The organism is Yokenella regensburgei (assembly GCF_003634235.1).
GTDB lineage: Bacteria > Pseudomonadota > Gammaproteobacteria > Enterobacterales > Enterobacteriaceae > Yokenella > Yokenella regensburgei.
The window spans coordinates 2,045,836-2,061,812 of record NZ_RBIZ01000003.1; the positions used below are offsets into that span (position 1 = coordinate 2,045,836).

Below are 15,977 nucleotides of genomic sequence, written 5' to 3' on the forward strand. Positions count from 1 at the left end.
ATGACAGGAGGCAATCATGAACGAAATGAAGAGGTGCTTAAGCGTGTTTACTCATTCTCCCTTTAAAGTCCGGCTGATGCTGCTGAACATGTTGTGCGACTACTTCAACAACAAACCGCAGCAGGACAAACCTTCCCACTAACGCGGCGTCGCGGTACGCCGCTTCATTTTATTGTCACAAAACCCTGCCACACTGCGCTGTTGCGCCCAATATCCGCGCCTTTTTTCCGGATTTGTAATCTTTCTCGCAAAACAATTCGTTATGAGTAGTTGACCTTCACATTCACAGGCTCTATCTTCGTGCCATCCTGCACCACTTGCGAACTTCTCACCTTTTTTTTCGCGCTGTCACGGCAGGTTTGAACCCTTGACGCCAGGGGAAGCACATGGCGTTTTTATGATAGCGACCTATGAATTTAACCCTGAAAGACTCACTTGCGGCCCGCGGCGTAAAATTATGCCCGTGGACGGGATTCTACATTTTACAATCTCTGCTGATTAACCTTGCGCTGGGCTATCCGTTCAGCGTGCTGTATACCCTCGCCTTTACCTGCGTGCTGCAGCTACTGTGGCGCAGCTTCCCTCGCGTGCAGAAGGGGGTGATTGGTATTTATTCATTGCTCGGTGCCTTATATTTCCCGTTTGCTCAGGCCTACGGCGCGCCTAATTTCAACACCCTGCTGGCGCTGCACTCCACCAATATGGAGGAGTCGACGGAAATTCTGACGATTTTCCCGTGGTACAGCTATTTTGTTGGCGTGTTTATTTTTGTCATGGGCGTCATTGCCGTGCGTCGCAAAATTGGCGAACCGCAGCCGTGGGGAAAGTTACAGACGCTGGCGCTGCTGTTCAGCGTTGGAACCTTTTTTGTCCAGCCGGTGCAAAATCTTGCCTGGGGTGGCGTGTTTAAGCTTATCGATTCTGGTTACCCGGCGTTTCGCTTCGTGAAAGATGTGGTGGTGAATAATAACGAAGTGCTGGATGAGCAGGCGCGAATGGCGCAGCTTTCCGGTATGAAAGACACCTGGACCATTACTGCCGTGAAGCCGAAATACCATACCTACGTAGTAGTTATCGGCGAGAGTGCGCGCCGTGACGCCATGGGTGCGTTCGGTGGTCACTGGGACAACACCCCGTTTGCCAGTTCGGTGAATGGCTATCTGTTTACCGACTACATCGCCGCCAGCGGCTCGACGCAAAAATCGCTCGGCCTGACGCTCAACCGCGTTGTCGATGGCAAACCGCAGTATCAGGATAACTTCGTGACGCTTGCCAACCGCGCGGGCTTCCAGACCTGGTGGTTCTCAAACCAGGGGCAGATTGGTGAATATGATACCGCCATCGCCAGTATCGCTAAACGCGCTGACGAAGTGCATTTCCTGAAAAGCGGTGATTTTGAAGCGGATAAAAATACCCGTGATGACGCCCTGTTAAAGATGACTTCGCAGGTGCTCTCTACCCAGCGTACTCAGCCGCAGATGATCGTATTGCACCTGATGGGCTCTCATCCGCAGGCCTGCGACCGTACTCAGGGGAAATACGCCGAGTTCGTCCAGTCGAAAGAGACCTCCTGCTATCTCTACACCATGACGCAAACCGACGACCTGCTGGCGAAGCTTTACGATCAACTGCGCAACTCGGGCGACAGCTTCTCGCTGGTCTATTTCTCCGATCACGGACTGGCGTTTAAGGAACGCGGCAAAGAGGTGCAGTATCTGGCTCACGACGACCAGTTCCAGCAGAACTTCCAGGTCCCGTTTATGGTGCTCTCAAGCGACGATAAAGCACATCGCATTATCAAAGCACGCCGTTCAGCCAACGACTTCCTGAGCTTCTTCTCACAGTGGACCGGGATCAAAACGCAAGAAATTACTAGCGGCTATCCCTTCATCTCGAACAAGAAGGCCCCACCGGTTTACATCACCAACTTCAAGCTGCAGAAAGTGGATTACAACCACCTCGGCACCGACATCTTCACCACCAACAGTCGATAACCCCGAATCGCAGCCAAAAAAAATCCGCCTCAAGGGCGGATTTTTTATTATCACCGAAGTGATTAGAAACGGTAACCAACGCCTGCGATCCAGGTGCCAACGTCAACGTTACGAATACGAGACTGCTCGTAGGAGAAGTCCAGTGCAACGTTTTCGATCGGGTTGAACTGCAGACCAGCACCGTAGGAGAAACCGTAGTCGCTGGTGTCAGATTTGCTGTTCGGGAAATCAGTTGCCTGGAATTTACCGTAGCCCAGACCGATTACGCCGTAGATGCTAGCCCAATCGTTGATACGGTAAGCCGGACCGGCAGTGATACCGTAGTACTGGCCTTTGTTATACACGCCGTCTTCGGTACGATTTTTTTCAGTGTAAGTAAAGGAACCGATAACACCCAGCGGGTTGCTGTCGTCGAACTCGTAACGGTATTTCAGGTTGAAACCGCCAGCTTTGTTAGCAACGCCCTGCATATCGCTCTGAGCGTAACCACCAGTAACGGTAGAAGTACCTGCAACAGCAGAACCTGCGGAGAAAGCCATAACTACGGCCAGTGCTGAAAGACATGCAATTTTTTTCATAACCACCTCAAATGTGCTTCAAGTAAATCCTAAGTTTTAAATATAACAAAAATTGTTAAGAAACTCTTTCCACTTTGCGCTGTCAAAGGGGTCATTTCATGTAACTAAACGTTTCCACTACTGACTATCCCTTTCAAAAAACAGCGATTTTGCCGAAGAATACGCCATTATGCGGCGCTGATCACGCACCCTTCATCCAGAAAATTCCTAAAACCGTAGCACAAAAGTCCACACGGGGGCCAAAATTGTACGGATTTCCGGCTCTATATTTTTCAACAATTGTTAAACCGCCCTGCCGTTATTCATTTACACTGGCAGTTTTACTTCCTTTGACAAAAGCTGACAGGAGAACGGATGCCTGGCTCGTCCCGCAAAGCACCAGTCTGGTTTCCCATACTGGTTATCATCATCGCCATGTGTTCCATACAAAGCGGCGCGTCGCTGGCAAAATCGCTCTTCCCCCTTGTTGGCGCACCGGGCGTCACCGCCCTGCGTCTGGCACTGGGTACGCTCATTCTGGTGGTTATTTTTAAACCCTGGCGGCTGCGCTTTGAGAAGTCACAGCGCCTGCCGCTGCTGCTGTACGGTCTGTCGCTCGGCACCATGAACTACCTCTTTTATTTATCCATTCAGCGGATCCCGCTGGGGATTGCCGTGGCGCTGGAGTTTACCGGGCCGCTGGCCGTCGCGTTGTTTTCCTCCCGGCGGGCGGTGGACTTCATATGGGTCGTGCTGGCGGTGCTCGGACTGTGGTTCCTGCTGCCGCTCGGTGAGAACGTTGGACATATTGATTTAACCGGTGCCGCGCTGGCGCTTGGCGCGGGCGCAGGCTGGGCGGTGTACATTCTCACCGGCCAGCGCGCCGGAGAGGAGCACGGTCCGGCTACGGTTGCTATGGGCTCGCTGATTGCTGCTATCGTCTTTGTCCCTATTGGCATCATGCAAACCGGTGATGCCATCTGGCACTGGTCTATTTTGCCGCTGGGCCTCGCGGTGGCGGTGCTCTCAACCGCACTTCCTTACTCGTTAGAGATGATTGCCCTGACCCGTCTGCCAACGCGCACCTTCGGCACGTTGATGAGCATGGAGCCTGCGCTGGCGGCGGTATCCGGAATGATTTTCCTGAATGAAACGCTGAACAGCAGCCAGTGGCTGGCGCTGCTCGCCATCATTGCGGCGTCAATGGGCTCGACGCTGACGGCACGTCGAGAAACGCAGATTAAAGAGGTCGATATCAGTTAGTTGGCGGGGGTGATTAGACCGATAGGCACATCCAGCCTGAACGTTCAGACTGGGGTGCTATACTTGTTTTCGGCATTTAATCGGGACAATTCACATCAAGAGGATGAAATTATGAGTACCGCTAAACTGGTCAAAACTAAAACATCGACTCTGCTTTATACCCGTAACGACGTAGCGGATAGCGTTAAAAAAGCGACGGTAGAGCTGTTGAATCGTCAGGTTATCCAGTTCATTGACCTGTCGCTCATCACCAAACAGGCTCACTGGAATATGCGCGGTGCCAACTTTATTGCCGTTCATGAAATGCTGGACGGTTTCCGCACAGCCCTGACCGACCACCTGGATACCATGGCAGAACGTGCCGTGCAGCTCGGTGGGGTGGCACTGGGAACCAGCCAGGTCATCAGCAGTAAAACGCCACTGCAAAGTTACCCGCTCGATATTCACAACGTTCAGGATCACCTGAAAGCGCTGGCAGAACGTTATGCCATTGTGGCTAACGATGTGCGCAATGCGATAACCGAAGCGAAAGATGAAGATACCGCCGATATCTTTACTGCTGCTTCCCGCGATCTCGATAAATTCCTGTGGTTCATCGAAGCCAACATCGAATAATCGCTCCCCCTCAAACCCTCCACTTCGTGGAGGGTTTTGCACATTAACGGTGCGTCACTTCCCTTCATTTCGCTGCAAAGTAAAAGAATTGTAATAATCACTTCACACAATCGTTAACAGAAGATTGTTTTATCACCGTACTTTGCGTTAAAAAACATCGTCACGATTCGCTTTCCCGTCATGCACCAAAATCACGCCCCAAAACGGTGCACATCCGGGTGAATCTGATCGTTTTTGTGCAACGCTTACCGCTCCAGTTGTTATAAAACAAGGAGTTGTAAAACTGGCACGATTTTTTCATAGAGTAATACGTTCTCGCCGGGGATCGCCCCGTGGATATAAAAGGAAATGCTATGAAGTCTGTATTGAAAGTTTCACTGGCTGCACTGACCCTGGCTTTTGCGATGTCCTCTCAGGCCGCAGAAAAACAACTGATTGTCGCAACAGACACTGCGTTCGTTCCGTTTGAATTCAAACAAGGCGACAAATACGTCGGCTTCGACGTGGATCTGTGGGCCGCTATCGCCAAAGAGCTGAAGCTGGACTACACCCTGAAGCCAATGGACTTCAGCGGCATCATCCCGGCGCTGCAAACCAAAAACGTCGACCTGGCGCTGGCGGGTATTACTATCACTGAAGAACGCAAAAAAGCGGTCGAGTTCTCCGACGGCTACTACAAGAGCGGTCTGCTGGTGATGGTGAAAGCCAACAACAACGACATCAAGAGCGTGAAAGACCTCGACGGTAAAGTGCTGGCGGTGAAGAGCGGTACCGGCTCCGTTGATTACGCAAAAGCCAACATCAAAACAAAAGACCTGCGTCAGTTCCCGAACATCGATAACGCCTACATGGAACTGGGCACCAACCGCGCTGATGCGGTACTGCATGACACGCCAAACATCCTCTACTTCATCAAAACAGCCGGCAACGGTCAGTTCAAAGCGGTAGGTGATTCTCTGGAAGCACAGCAGTACGGCATTGCCTTCCCGAAAGGCAGCGACGACCTGCGTACCAAAGTGAACGGCGCGCTGAAAACACTGCGTGAGAACGGCACCTATAACGAAATCTATAAAAAATGGTTCGGTACTGAACCTAAATAATAACATCGTACAGGCAGTCATCTCGGGGGCGCCTTTCGCCCCCCTGTTTTATTTCACGGTAACTGTAACAGGAACAACACACTATGCAGTTTGACTGGAGTGTCATCTGGCCAGCGATCCCGCTGCTGCTGGAAGGCGCCAAAATGACCCTGTGGATCTCCGTCCTCGGTCTGATTGGCGGTCTCATTATTGGCCTGGTGGCTGGTTTAGCCCGTACTTACGGCGGCTGGATAGCCAACCACGTTTCCCTGGTTTTCATCGAAGTGATCCGCGGTACGCCTATCGTTGTGCAGGTGATGTATATCTACTTCGCCCTGCCGATGGCCTTCCCGGACATCCGCATTGATACCTTCACCGCGGCGGTCATCACCATCATGATCAACTCCGGTGCCTACATTGCGGAAATCACCCGTGGTGCCGTGCTGTCGATCCATAAAGGGTTCAGCGAAGCGGGCCTGGCGCTGGGTTTATCTCGTCGCGAAACCATTCGCCACGTGATAATGCCGCTGGCGCTGCGCCGTATGCTGCCGTCTCTGGGTAACCAGCTCATCATCAGTATCAAAGATACCTCGCTGTTCATTGTTATCGGTGCAGCAGAGCTGACCCGTAGCGGCCAGGAGATCATCGCCGGTAACTTCCGCGCGCTGGAAATCTGGACCGCGGTTGGGGTTATTTACCTTATCATCACCCAGGTGCTGAACCTGGTGCTTCGCACCCTTGAAAGAAGGATGAAAATCCTGTGATTGAATTTAAAAACGTTTCCAAGCACTTTGGTCCAACCCAGGTGCTGCACAATATCGATCTCAAGATAAACCAGGGTGAAGTGGTGGTGATTATCGGGCCTTCCGGCTCGGGTAAATCGACGCTGCTGCGCTGCATCAACAAACTGGAAGAAATCACCAGCGGCGAGCTTATCGTCGATGGCCTGAAGGTTAACGATCCGAAAGTTGACGATCGTCTGATCCGTCAGGAAGCCGGGATGGTGTTCCAGCAGTTCTATCTGTTCCCGCACCTGACGGCGCTGGAAAACGTCATGTTTGGCCCGATTCGTGTTCGTGGTACGCCGAAAGACGTGGCAGAAAAACAGGCGAAAGAGCTGTTGGCGAAAGTAGGGCTGGCGGAACGTTCGCACCACTACCCGTCCGAGCTTTCCGGCGGTCAGCAGCAGCGTGTGGCGATTGCCCGCGCGCTGGCGGTGAAACCGAAGATGATGCTGTTTGATGAACCCACTTCGGCACTCGATCCGGAACTGCGTCATGAAGTGCTGAAGGTGATGCAGGATCTGGCGGAAGAAGGCATGACCATGGTCATCGTCACCCACGAAATCGGCTTCGCCGAGAAAGTGGCTTCTCGCCTGATCTTCATCGACAAAGGGCGCATCGCAGAAGATGGCGACCCGCAGCAGCTGGTGAAAAACCCACCGAACCAGCGTCTGAAAGAGTTCCTGCAGCACGTCTCTTAAGCCACTCCCCCCTCTCTCTCGGGTGAGGGGGATTTCTCTCAAAGTCTGTCCTCTCCCACCCACCTTCTATACTTATCATTTTGCTGATAATTATGAAGGGAGGCTCTCGTGCCGTGGATCCTGTTGCTCATCGTTGCGCTGTTCAGCGCACCACTTCAGGCGGTTTCCATTCCCGGAGTGACGACCACCAACAGTGCGCCCGCCGCCGCCGAGCCCGATGTGGCGCAAAAGAAAGCTGCCTATGCCGCGCTTGCCGACGTGCTGGAAAACGACGCGGCGCGTAAAGAGTTGATTGGTCAGCTCCGCCAGGCCGCCGCCACGCCACCGGCGCAGCAGACGCCGAAGATAGTTCCGCCGGAAGTCAAAGAAGAGAAAACGGTACTGGAAAACGTCACCGATGTCAGCCGCCACTATGGCGACCTGCTCTCCTCTCGTTTTGCTCAGCTATGGCGCAATATCACTGACACCTCGCACAGGCCCTTTAACTCACAAACGTTTACTAATGCCCTGACCCATTTTCTGCTGCTCGCCGGGCTGGTCTTTTTGTTTTACTGGCTCCTGCGCCTCGCCGCCCTGCCGCTGTATCGCAAAATGGGCTTCTGGGCACGGAAGAAAAACCGTGACCGTAGCAACTGGCTGCAGCTCCCGGCGATGATCATCGGCGCGTTTGTGTTTGATTTACTGCTGCTGGCGCTGACGCTGTTTGTTGGCCAGATGCTGAGCGACAATCTCAACGCCGGTAGCAGCACCATCGCCTTTCAACAAAGCCTGTTTCTCAACGCCTTCGCGCTCATTGAATTTTTCAAAGCGATTCTGCGGCTGATTTTCTGCCCTCGCGTACCGGAGCTGCGGCCATTTAATGCCACCAATGAAACCGCACGTTACTGGAATCTTCGCCTGAGCGCGCTCAGTAGTCTGATTGGCTACGGTCTGGTGGTCGCGGTTCCCATCATCTCAAATCAGGTAAACGTGAAGGTCGGCGCCCTGGCCAACGTGATTATCATGCTCTGCATTACCCTGTGGGCACTGTGGCTCATTTTTCGCAATAAGCAGCGGATCACCGAGGCGTTACTACATCTTGCTGACCGCTCGCTCGCCTTCTTCAGCCTGTTTATTCGTGCTTTTGCGCTGGTCTGGCACTGGCTCGCCAGCGCCTATTTTATCGTGCTGTTTTTCTTCTCGCTCTTTGACCCGGGCAATAGCCTGAAATTTATGATGGGGGCAACCGTGCACAGCCTCGCCATTATTGGGATTGCCGCCTTTGCATCCGGAATTTTGTCGCGCTGGATTGCCAAACAGATAACCCTGTCGCCAGAAACCCAGCGTAACTATCCTGAACTGCAAAACCGCCTTAACGGCTGGCTCTCCGTGGCGTTGAAAGCGGCGCGCATTCTGCTGGTGTGCGCGGCAATTATGCTCCTGCTCAGCGCCTGGGGACTGTTTGATTTCTGGGAGTGGTTGCATCACGGCGCCGGTGAGAAGACCGTCGACATCCTGCTGCGCATCGCGCTGATCCTCTTTTTCTCCGCCGTGGCCTGGACGGCGTTCGCCAGCCTGATTGAGAACCGTCTGGTGTCCGATATACACGGACGCCCCCTGCCCAGCGCCCGGGCGCGTACCCTTCTGACTCTGTTTCGTAATGCGCTGGCCGTTATCATCAGTACCATTACCGTGATGATTGTGCTTTCCGAAATCGGGGTAAATATCGCCCCGCTGCTGGCAGGCGCCGGAGCGCTGGGGCTGGCAATTTCGTTTGGTGCACAGACGCTGGTGAAGGACATCATCACCGGAATATTTATTCAGTTTGAGAACGGGATGAACACCGGCGATCTGGTGACCATTGGGCCGCTCACCGGCACCGTAGAGAAAATGTCGATTCGCTCGGTCGGCGTGCGCCAGGACACCGGGGCCTACCACATCATCCCGTGGTCATCGATAACGACCTTCGCCAACTTTGTCCGCGGCATCGGCTCAGTGGTCGCCAACTACGATGTCGACCGACAGGAAGACACCGACAGCGCCAACCAGGCCCTGAAAGACGCCGTGTCGGCGCTGATGGAACAAGAGGAGATCCGTGGACTGATTATCGGCGAGCCCACGTTTTCGGGGCTGGTTGGCCTCACCAACACCGCGTTTACGCTGCGGGTATCGTTCACCACTCTGCCGTTGAAACAGTGGAGCGTACGCTATGCGCTCGACGCTCAGGTGAAAAAGCACTTCGATCTGGCTGGCATCCGCCCGCCGGTCCAAACGTATCAGATGCTGCCGTCGGCGGCGGTTCCGGGCGTTTTACACAACCCACCGCCGCCGCAGGAGCCCACCATTTAACGTGGGCGAGAGGCGAAGCGACGACGCTGCTCGTCGTTCATGAAACTCCAGGCAATAAAGCGGCTCTGCTTTTGCCCCTGGCTCATCTCTTTTTTAACCACCTTCACCGCCCCTGCTTCGGTCAGGGCGCGGTAAAGGAACGGCAGGTTGTCGCCACGTGATACCAGGGAGGTGAACCACATGACCTGGCGGCCAAACTGCTGGCTTTCGGCAATCATTTTGCTGATGAAAGCCACTTCGCCCCCTTCGCACCACAGCTCCTGCTGCTGACCGCCAAAGTTAGCGGCATCGTCTTTGTCCTGACCGAGGTTACGTCGTTTTCGCTCACTGCCCTGGCGGACGGCGGCCTCAGAGTCGTGGAATGGTGGATTGCACATCGTCGCGTCGTACTGTTCATTCTTATGGATAATGCCGACGAGGATCGCCTCCGCTGATTTCTGTCGACGCAGACGGATCTGACGGCTTAACCCGGTATTACCGTTGACGATCGCCTGCGCACTGGCGAGCGCCTGGGCGTTAACTTCACTCCCGGTAAAACGCCAGCCGTACTCATGCGCGCCAATCAGCGGATAGATGCAGTTTGCCCCGGTGCCAATATCCAGCACGCTGGCATTACGTGGAACCTCGCCTGCAGCTTCAGCCAACAGATCGGCAAGGTGGTGTACATAGTCGGCGCGCCCTGGCACCGGCGGGCAGAGGAATCCTTCAGGAATATCCCAGCTTGCAACCCCGTAGAAGTGGCTCAGCAGCGCCTGGTTCAGCGCCTTTACCGCCTGCGGGTCGGCAAAATTAATCGTCTGTTCACCGGCCGGGTTCAGCGTCAGGAAAGGACGCAGGGCCGGGTTGGCCGCGCACAGCTCGGTGAGATCATAACGGTTCTGGTGACGATTTCGCGGGTGTAGTCCCGACTTCTGGGCTTTCATGGCATTCTCCTGTTTTCTGCGGCGTAAGATACCCGTTGCCCGCGGCGGGGTAAATAACTAGCGGTATCTCAGGGGGGATTGTTCAAAAAAACGCTGGATCTCCACTCATTTTTTGCGGCAATTCCCTCTTTGTGAGCACCTACACTTTTAGAGTACATCCCGTCGATACTGAGAGGTTGTCACCATGAAAAGTCGTGTTGTGTTGATTGCTGCTGGTGCTCTCGCCCTGCTCTCCTTCGCTGCCCATGCGAAACCGCAGGAGCTGGATCCTGCCAACACCGGACAGCTACGTCCTGCCGGGACGGTCTCTGCAACCGGCGCCAGCAACCTGGACGATTTGCAGGCTAAACTCGCTGCAAAAGCTCAGGCAGAAGGTGCCAAAGGCTATGTAATAACCGGTGCCAGCGGTGAGAACAAAATGTTCGGCACCGCCACCATCTATAAATAGCATTTCGTCCCCCGACCAGAATGCACCCTCCCGGCGGGTGCATTCCCTCCTTGATTGTGCAGAATTCGACCACATATTTAATTCGTACTGACTCACTCACCACAGGAGAACGCTCATGGCTTCCGGCTGGGCAAATGACGATGCCGTACAACAGCAAATTGACAGCACCATCGATGATGCGATCGCCCGCGTCAGAAACGACATTCCAAAGGGAAACAGCCTCAAATTTTGTGAAGAATGCGAAGTACCCATTCCGGAGGCACGCAGAGAGGCCATTCCAGGGGTACGCCTGTGCGTAAAATGCCAGCAGGAGAAAGATTTACACAACCATACATTTTCGGGATATAATCGCAGAGGTTCCAAGGACAGCCAGCTTCGCTGACGTCAATTTACCTAAAATGACAGAATCGATGAGGGGATTTACAAGCACGGTTTTTGGCAAAAATAGTCGCAATCTGTGCCCTTTTTGAGCCTGGAAGATTGTCTCTCCATCGATCGCCCGCAGCGGGAAAAATAATTTATTAATAATCAGTAAATTATTTAAGATTCAAAATATTTGATTAAGACTGTCAACGCTATTCGATTTTCTCCCTCGCAGAAAAACGTGATACTCATCACATCGACGAGACATCGTCCCCTGAACAGAACACAACCTGCGAGAACAAAATTATGAAAAACATTAAATATGCTGTTGCTGCTATCGCCCTCACCACTCTGTCCTTCGGTGCCTTCGCTGCAGAAGCCGTTTCCCCGGCTCAGGCTCAGAGCATGAACAAAATTGGTGTCGTTTCTGCTGAAGGCGCAAGCACGCTGGATGGTCTGGAAGCGAAACTGGCTGAGAAAGCTGCCGCTGCAGGTGCTACCGGTTACAGCATCACCTCTGCTAACTCCAACAACAAAGTTAGCGGTACTGCGGTTATCTACAAATAAGTTGTATACCCTCTGATTGACCCCACTGTTATTACCCTTGCTTGCCCGTCCCTGCCACAGGACGGGCTTTTTTATTTAATCCACCAGCACAATCTTCAGCGCAAACAAGAGCGCCACGATCACCACGCAGGCATTGATATCCCGCCAGCGGCCGGTACAGAGCTTCATTACGCAGTAGCTGATAAATCCCAGCGCAATCCCTTCGGTAATTGAAAACGTAAACGGCATCATCACCGCGGTGACAAATGCGGGCACTGCTTCAGTGAGATCGTCCCACATGACCCGCGCCAGGCTTGAGGTCATCAGGACACCCACGTAAATCAGCGCTCCAGCCGTGGCATAGCCTGGCACCATTTCCGCCAGCGGCGACAAAAAGATCATCAGTAAGAAAAGCCCGCCGGTGACCACTGCTGTTAGCCCGGTTCGCCCACCCACGGCTACCCCGGCGGTACTTTCAATAAAGGCGGTCACCGACGATGTACCGATAAACGCCCCGGCCATCGAACTTGCGCTGTCGACATACAGCGCCCGATGCATTTGTGGGAATTTACCGTGCTTATCCATCAATCCGGCTTTATCAGTAACCCCTATCAGGGTGCCGGAGGAATCGAACAAGTTAATCAGCATGAAAGAAAAAATAATGCCCAGCAGATCCAGCGACAGTGCGCCTCTGATATCGATTTCACCAATAACCCCGCCAATTGCCGGAGGAACGGAATAGACGCCCTGGAAATGGACGTCGCCGTACCAAAGCCCAAGGCCGGAGGTAATAATAATGGCAACCAGCACCGCGGCGTGAAACTGGCGTGAGGCGAGCACCGCAATAATAAAAAAGCCGACAACGCCCAGCACCACGCTGTGCGAACTTAAATCACCGATGGCAACCAGCGTATCTTTATTCGCGATAATCACCCCGGAATTCTTAAGCCCCATCAGCGCGATAAATAAACCTATTCCGCTGGTGATACCAATACGCAGGCAGAGTGGAATATTCGCAATCATCCAGTAGCGAATTCGCAACAGCGTTAATAAAAAAAGCCCCACGGCGCCCCAGAAAATAGCCCCCATTCCTGTTTGCCAGCTGATACCCATGGCCCCCACCACCACAAACGCGAAAAAGGCGTTAAGCCCCATTGCGGGAGCCAACGCCACCGGGAGACGGGCAATCAGCCCCATCGCGATACTGCCCACTCCGGCAATCAGACAGGTCGTCACAAATACCACACGCGTGTCCATATGCGCCGCCCCGAGGATCTGCGGGTTGACGAATACGATGTACACCATCGTCAGAAAGGTAGTGATACCGGCGATAGTTTCCGTTCGAACCGAAGTGCCATAATGCGCTAATTTAAAATAACGCTGCAGCCAGCCAGGATTCTGCTGTGAAAGCAAATTAATATCATTATTCATGTTCTTACCCATTGATCCGAGTGATGTATCTATTTTCAAAGGCGAAATTTATTTTCCTTTTTACGCGACACAACGCCTGGCTTCAGTGATTAAGGTCACAGCCACTTATTTAATTAACTCGTAAACTGTTCCAGAAAATTATTTATTTTCATCACAGCAATAATCAATTTGATAAAATCATAATGAGAATTGAGACATGGAAAATTATATTCATGGATGTCCCAACACGATAAACCGTGATGAATTACTGACATTACTGGCCGTTTCTCGCGGTGATGCGGTTGCCGATTATATTATTGAGAATGTCACCCTGCTTGATCTGGTGAACGGCGGTGAGATTGCCGGTCCCATTGTGATAAAAGGCCGCTGGATAGCCGGTATCGGTGAAGCGTATGAGGATGCCCCTGCCCGTCAGCGAATTGACGCGCAGCACGCGGTCGCGGTGCCGGGCTTCATCGATGCTCATCTGCATATTGAGTCGAGCATGATGACCCCGGTTACCTTCGAAACCGCCACCCTGCCTCGCGGTCTGACAACGCTTGTGTGCGACCCCCACGAAATCGTCAACGTGATGGGAGAGTCGGGGCTGGCGTGGTTTCTACGCTGCGCAGAACAGTCTCACCAGAATCAATACGTGCAGATAAGCTCGTGCGTTCCTGCGTTGGCCGGGAGCGACGTCAACGGTGCCGACTTCCCCCTTGAACAGATGTTACGCTATCGCCACCATCCGCTGGTTGCCGGAATAGGTGAAGTCATGGATTTTCCGGCAACCATTGCCGGAAGCAGCGCACTACTCGATAAGCTTGACGCCTTCCGTCACCTGACTCTCGACGGCCACAGCCCGATGCTGAGCGACAAGGCGCTGAATGCCTATATCGCCGCCGGTATTGAAAACTGTCATGAATCACACACGCTGGCTGAAGGACGGGAAAAGCTCGCCCTCGGCATGGCATTGATGATCCGCGAAGGCTCTGCGGCACACAATCTGGATGCCCTCGCGCCGCTTATCACTGATTTCAGCAGCCCCCAGTGCTTGCTCTGCACCGACGACCGAAACCCGTGGGAAATCGCCCATGAAGGGCATATTGATGCGCTAATACGTCGTCTGATTCAGCATCACCATATCGCCCCACACCTCGCCTATCGCGTGGCCAGTTGGTCTACCGCCCGGCATTACGGCTTTAAGCATCTGGGGCTACTGGCGCCAGGAAAGCAGGCCGACATCGTGTTACTGAGCGACGTGGAAGCAGTAGAAATTCAGCAGGTCTGGGTGAAGGGTAAACCGGTTGACGAACGACTGTTGCAACAGGAAGAAGCCCAGCGTCTGCAGGCTACAACACCACCGCTGGCGAACACGGTAAGGCGCAAACCGGTACAGGCCGAGGATTTTAAATTTACCTTTGTCAGCGGAAAGCATTACAGGGTGATGGAGCTAATCCCCGGCGAACTCATCACCCGGGCCGGTGTTTGTCAGCGCACCGAAACCGGCTTCGATCGCGAGGATATCTGCTTTCTCGCGGTACTTGACCGTTACGGTCATGAACTCCCGCCAGCACTCGGGCTGATAAGCGGCTTTTCGCTTGAAAATGGCGCACTGGCCGCCACGGTAAGCCATGACAGCCACAACATCGTGGTGATGGGACGTGATACGAAAGAGATGGCTATCGCCGTCAATCAGGTGATCCACGACGGCGGTGGGCTTTGCGTGGTGCAGCATCAGCAGGTCGTGAGCCACCTGCCGCTGCCCATTGCCGGGCTGATGAGCAGCGGGCCCGCAGACGTACTGGCGCAAGAGATCGACGCGCTGAAAGCTGCCTGCAGGCGCTGCGGTATCCCGCTGAACGAACCTTTTATCCAGATGGCGTTTCTGTCGCTGCCGGTGATCCCCTCACTGAAACTCACCAGCAAGGGGCTGTTCGACGTTGATACGTTTACCTTCACGCCGCTGGAGGTCGCCCACTAAGCCGCTACCAGTTTTCGGCGACGCGGGCCAGACCCGCGTCGAGGGTTGCCACTTCTCCGGCCGCCAGCAAGCAGCAGGCCAGCTGAATTTTCAGGGAGTGCGGTACCGGCTCGCTTCCGGTGACGCAGCGTTCAATCCAGCGGGCGGTGACCAGCGGATCTTTTGATTCTGGCAACGCTACCCCGGCGTTGTCTGCCAGCTGACGCTCCACCAGTACCTTCACCCCCTGCGCGTCAATCAGGTTAATCTGCGGACAGCGCTGTGGGTTGGCGTACACCTCGCCTTCGGTACCGTGCATCAGCAGGCCACGGCCGCCGATATCGCTAAAGAAGGTCGCGACACGCTGAATATATTCCGGATGTGAGACGCTCGACAGCCGCAGCGCGGCGTCTTCAGCAAACGGCGTGGCAAGCTTCGCCAGCGTATGCGCACTGTTACGCACCCCCATCCGCCAGCGCATACCCAGCTGTTTCTCCATCGGCGGGCACAGCGCGCTAATCGGCATATACACCGGCTGATGGCCTTCGAGCTTCGCCTGCGCCTGGCCGGCGTGTCGGGTGGCTTCAACGCCTAATAGTTCGAAAATGGTTTCTGTCAGTACACGGGTGGGATCTTCGCTAACGCCGTGTACCACCACCGGGAAGCCAAGTTTGTTCAATAGCATCGCGAGCAGCGGCGTCAGGTTGGCCTGTTTACGCGCGCCGTTATAGCTCGGAATGACGACGGGCACAGGTTTGTTAACCGGCGGCGTCAGGCTAATGGTTTGCTGCTGCATGGCTTCATAGAATCCACGCATTTCCGCCTCGCCTTCGCCCTTCACCCGCAGGGCGATAAGGATCCCGCCCATTTCGAGATCCGGGACTTCATCGTTGAGCATTCTGGTGTATAAACCGCGTGCGGTATCAATATCCAAATCGCGGGCATGGTTCTTCCCTCGCCCCACTTCTTTAATGATTTTGCGGTAATCCATGGATCCTCCTTGCC

Annotated in this window: 16 protein-coding genes; 12 read left to right on the forward strand and 4 right to left on the reverse strand. The window is 54.0% G+C overall.

The genetic code is table 11. The features are described 5' to 3' along the window. Positions 1–16: 16 nt before the first annotated feature. Complete coding sequence (gene mntS / locus C7387_RS10010; RefSeq protein ID WP_006819157.1) at positions 17–142, forward strand: manganase accumulation protein MntS; 126 nt, start codon at positions 17–19, stop codon at positions 140–142. Between the two features lie 268 nt (positions 143–410). Then, positions 411–1,994: a phosphoethanolamine transferase gene (locus C7387_RS10015; protein ID WP_120816598.1), complete on the forward strand. Its 1,584-nt coding sequence runs from the start codon at positions 411–413 to the stop codon at positions 1,992–1,994. A gap of 62 nt (positions 1,995–2,056) precedes the next feature. On the opposite strand, the gene ompX is transcribed toward C7387_RS10015, so the two are convergent. Further along, positions 2,057–2,572, reverse strand: coding sequence for an outer membrane protein OmpX (gene ompX, locus C7387_RS10020; RefSeq protein ID WP_006819155.1), 516 nt, complete (start codon positions 2,570–2,572; stop codon positions 2,057–2,059). Between the two features lie 354 nt (positions 2,573–2,926). On the opposite strand from ompX, the gene rhtA reads away from it, so the two are divergent. The 6 genes from rhtA (at position 2,927) to ybiO (ending at position 9,319) form a co-directional block, all read left to right on the forward strand. Beyond that, a complete protein-coding gene (gene rhtA, locus C7387_RS10025; RefSeq protein WP_006819154.1) occupies positions 2,927–3,814 on the forward strand; it encodes a threonine/homoserine exporter RhtA in 888 nt (295 codons plus the stop codon). Positions 3,815–3,925: 111 nt separating this feature from the next. Further along, on the forward strand, positions 3,926–4,429 hold the full coding sequence (dps, locus tag C7387_RS10030; RefSeq protein WP_038258784.1) for a DNA starvation/stationary phase protection protein Dps: 504 nt from the start codon (positions 3,926–3,928) through the stop codon (positions 4,427–4,429). Positions 4,430–4,782: 353 nt separating this feature from the next. Further along, complete coding sequence (gene glnH / locus C7387_RS10035) at positions 4,783–5,529, forward strand: glutamine ABC transporter substrate-binding protein GlnH (RefSeq protein WP_006819152.1); 747 nt, start codon at positions 4,783–4,785, stop codon at positions 5,527–5,529. An 83-nt stretch (positions 5,530–5,612) separates the two neighbouring features. Continuing rightward, positions 5,613–6,272: a glutamine ABC transporter permease GlnP gene (gene glnP / locus C7387_RS10040; RefSeq protein ID WP_006819151.1), complete on the forward strand. Its 660-nt coding sequence runs from the start codon at positions 5,613–5,615 to the stop codon at positions 6,270–6,272. Then, positions 6,269–6,991 carry a glutamine ABC transporter ATP-binding protein GlnQ gene (gene glnQ / locus C7387_RS10045; RefSeq protein ID WP_006819150.1) on the forward strand — a complete coding sequence of 241 codons (723 nt, stop codon included), beginning with the start codon at positions 6,269–6,271 and terminating at the stop codon, positions 6,989–6,991. Before glnP ends, glnQ begins: the two co-directional genes overlap by 4 nt. A gap of 108 nt (positions 6,992–7,099) precedes the next feature. Further along, complete coding sequence (gene ybiO / locus C7387_RS10050; RefSeq protein WP_006819149.1) at positions 7,100–9,319, forward strand: mechanosensitive channel protein; 2,220 nt, start codon at positions 7,100–7,102, stop codon at positions 9,317–9,319. Here the strand turns inward: ybiO and rlmF are convergent. Further along, the gene (gene rlmF, locus C7387_RS10055) at positions 9,316–10,242 is read right to left on the reverse strand and encodes a 23S rRNA (adenine(1618)-N(6))-methyltransferase RlmF (RefSeq protein ID WP_006819148.1); all 927 of its coding nucleotides are present in this window, start codon (positions 10,240–10,242) and stop codon (positions 9,316–9,318) included. The two genes, ybiO and rlmF, sit on opposite strands and share 4 nt — an antisense overlap. A 184-nt stretch (positions 10,243–10,426) precedes the next feature. Here rlmF and bhsA point away from each other — a divergent pair, with 184 nt between their 5' ends. The 3 genes from bhsA to ybiJ all read left to right on the forward strand — a co-directional run bounded on the left by bhsA (position 10,427) and on the right by ybiJ (position 11,620). After that, positions 10,427–10,690, forward strand: a complete 264-nt coding sequence (bhsA, locus tag C7387_RS10060; protein WP_006819147.1) for a multiple stress resistance protein BhsA — start codon at positions 10,427–10,429, stop codon at positions 10,688–10,690. 115 nt (positions 10,691–10,805) lie between these two features. Beyond that, complete coding sequence (locus C7387_RS10065) at positions 10,806–11,072, forward strand: DksA/TraR family C4-type zinc finger protein (RefSeq protein WP_120816599.1); 267 nt, start codon at positions 10,806–10,808, stop codon at positions 11,070–11,072. 287 nt (positions 11,073–11,359) lie between these two features. Next, entirely contained in the window at positions 11,360–11,620 is a 261-nt protein-coding gene (ybiJ, locus tag C7387_RS10070) for a DUF1471 family protein YbiJ (RefSeq protein WP_006819145.1), read from the forward strand. A 75-nt stretch (positions 11,621–11,695) separates the two neighbouring features. Here ybiJ and C7387_RS10075 read toward each other — a convergent pair whose 3' ends face one another. Continuing rightward, complete coding sequence (locus tag C7387_RS10075) at positions 11,696–13,030, reverse strand: NCS2 family permease (protein ID WP_038258789.1); 1,335 nt, start codon at positions 13,028–13,030, stop codon at positions 11,696–11,698. Between the two features lie 196 nt (positions 13,031–13,226). Here C7387_RS10075 and adeD point away from each other — a divergent pair, with 196 nt between their 5' ends. Continuing rightward, positions 13,227–14,993 carry an adenine deaminase gene (adeD, locus tag C7387_RS10080; protein ID WP_120816600.1) on the forward strand — a complete coding sequence of 589 codons (1,767 nt, stop codon included), beginning with the start codon at positions 13,227–13,229 and terminating at the stop codon, positions 14,991–14,993. Positions 14,994–14,997: 4 nt separating this feature from the next. Here the strand turns inward: adeD and ybiB are convergent, their stop codons facing one another. Further along, positions 14,998–15,963 carry a DNA-binding protein YbiB gene (ybiB, locus tag C7387_RS10085; RefSeq protein WP_120816601.1) on the reverse strand — a complete coding sequence of 322 codons (966 nt, stop codon included), beginning with the start codon at positions 15,961–15,963 and terminating at the stop codon, positions 14,998–15,000. Positions 15,964–15,977: the final 14 nt, after the last annotated feature.

Excerpts from the sequence above, each read along its gene's own strand:
- ybiB (WP_120816601.1), bottom strand. The coding sequence starts at position 15,963 with ATGGATTACCGCAAAATCATTAAAGAAGTGGGGCGAGGGAAGAACCAT.
- C7387_RS10075 (WP_038258789.1), bottom strand. The coding sequence starts at position 13,030 with ATGAATAATGATATTAATTTGCTTTCACAGCAGAATCCTGGCTGGCTG.
- C7387_RS10015 (WP_120816598.1), top strand. The coding sequence starts at position 411 with ATGAATTTAACCCTGAAAGACTCACTTGCGGCCCGCGGCGTAAAATTA.
- bhsA (WP_006819147.1), top strand. The coding sequence starts at position 10,427 with ATGAAAAGTCGTGTTGTGTTGATTGCTGCTGGTGCTCTCGCCCTGCTC.
- glnP (WP_006819151.1), top strand. The coding sequence starts at position 5,613 with ATGCAGTTTGACTGGAGTGTCATCTGGCCAGCGATCCCGCTGCTGCTG.
- mntS (WP_006819157.1), top strand. The coding sequence starts at position 17 with ATGAACGAAATGAAGAGGTGCTTAAGCGTGTTTACTCATTCTCCCTTT.
- ompX (WP_006819155.1), bottom strand. The coding sequence starts at position 2,572 with ATGAAAAAAATTGCATGTCTTTCAGCACTGGCCGTAGTTATGGCTTTC.
- ybiJ (WP_006819145.1), top strand. The coding sequence starts at position 11,360 with ATGAAAAACATTAAATATGCTGTTGCTGCTATCGCCCTCACCACTCTG.
- rlmF (WP_006819148.1), bottom strand. The coding sequence starts at position 10,242 with ATGAAAGCCCAGAAGTCGGGACTACACCCGCGAAATCGTCACCAGAAC.
- C7387_RS10065 (WP_120816599.1), top strand. The coding sequence starts at position 10,806 with ATGGCTTCCGGCTGGGCAAATGACGATGCCGTACAACAGCAAATTGAC.
- dps (WP_038258784.1), top strand. The coding sequence starts at position 3,926 with ATGAGTACCGCTAAACTGGTCAAAACTAAAACATCGACTCTGCTTTAT.
- adeD (WP_120816600.1), top strand. The coding sequence starts at position 13,227 with ATGGAAAATTATATTCATGGATGTCCCAACACGATAAACCGTGATGAA.
- glnH (WP_006819152.1), top strand. The coding sequence starts at position 4,783 with ATGAAGTCTGTATTGAAAGTTTCACTGGCTGCACTGACCCTGGCTTTT.
- rhtA (WP_006819154.1), top strand. The coding sequence starts at position 2,927 with ATGCCTGGCTCGTCCCGCAAAGCACCAGTCTGGTTTCCCATACTGGTT.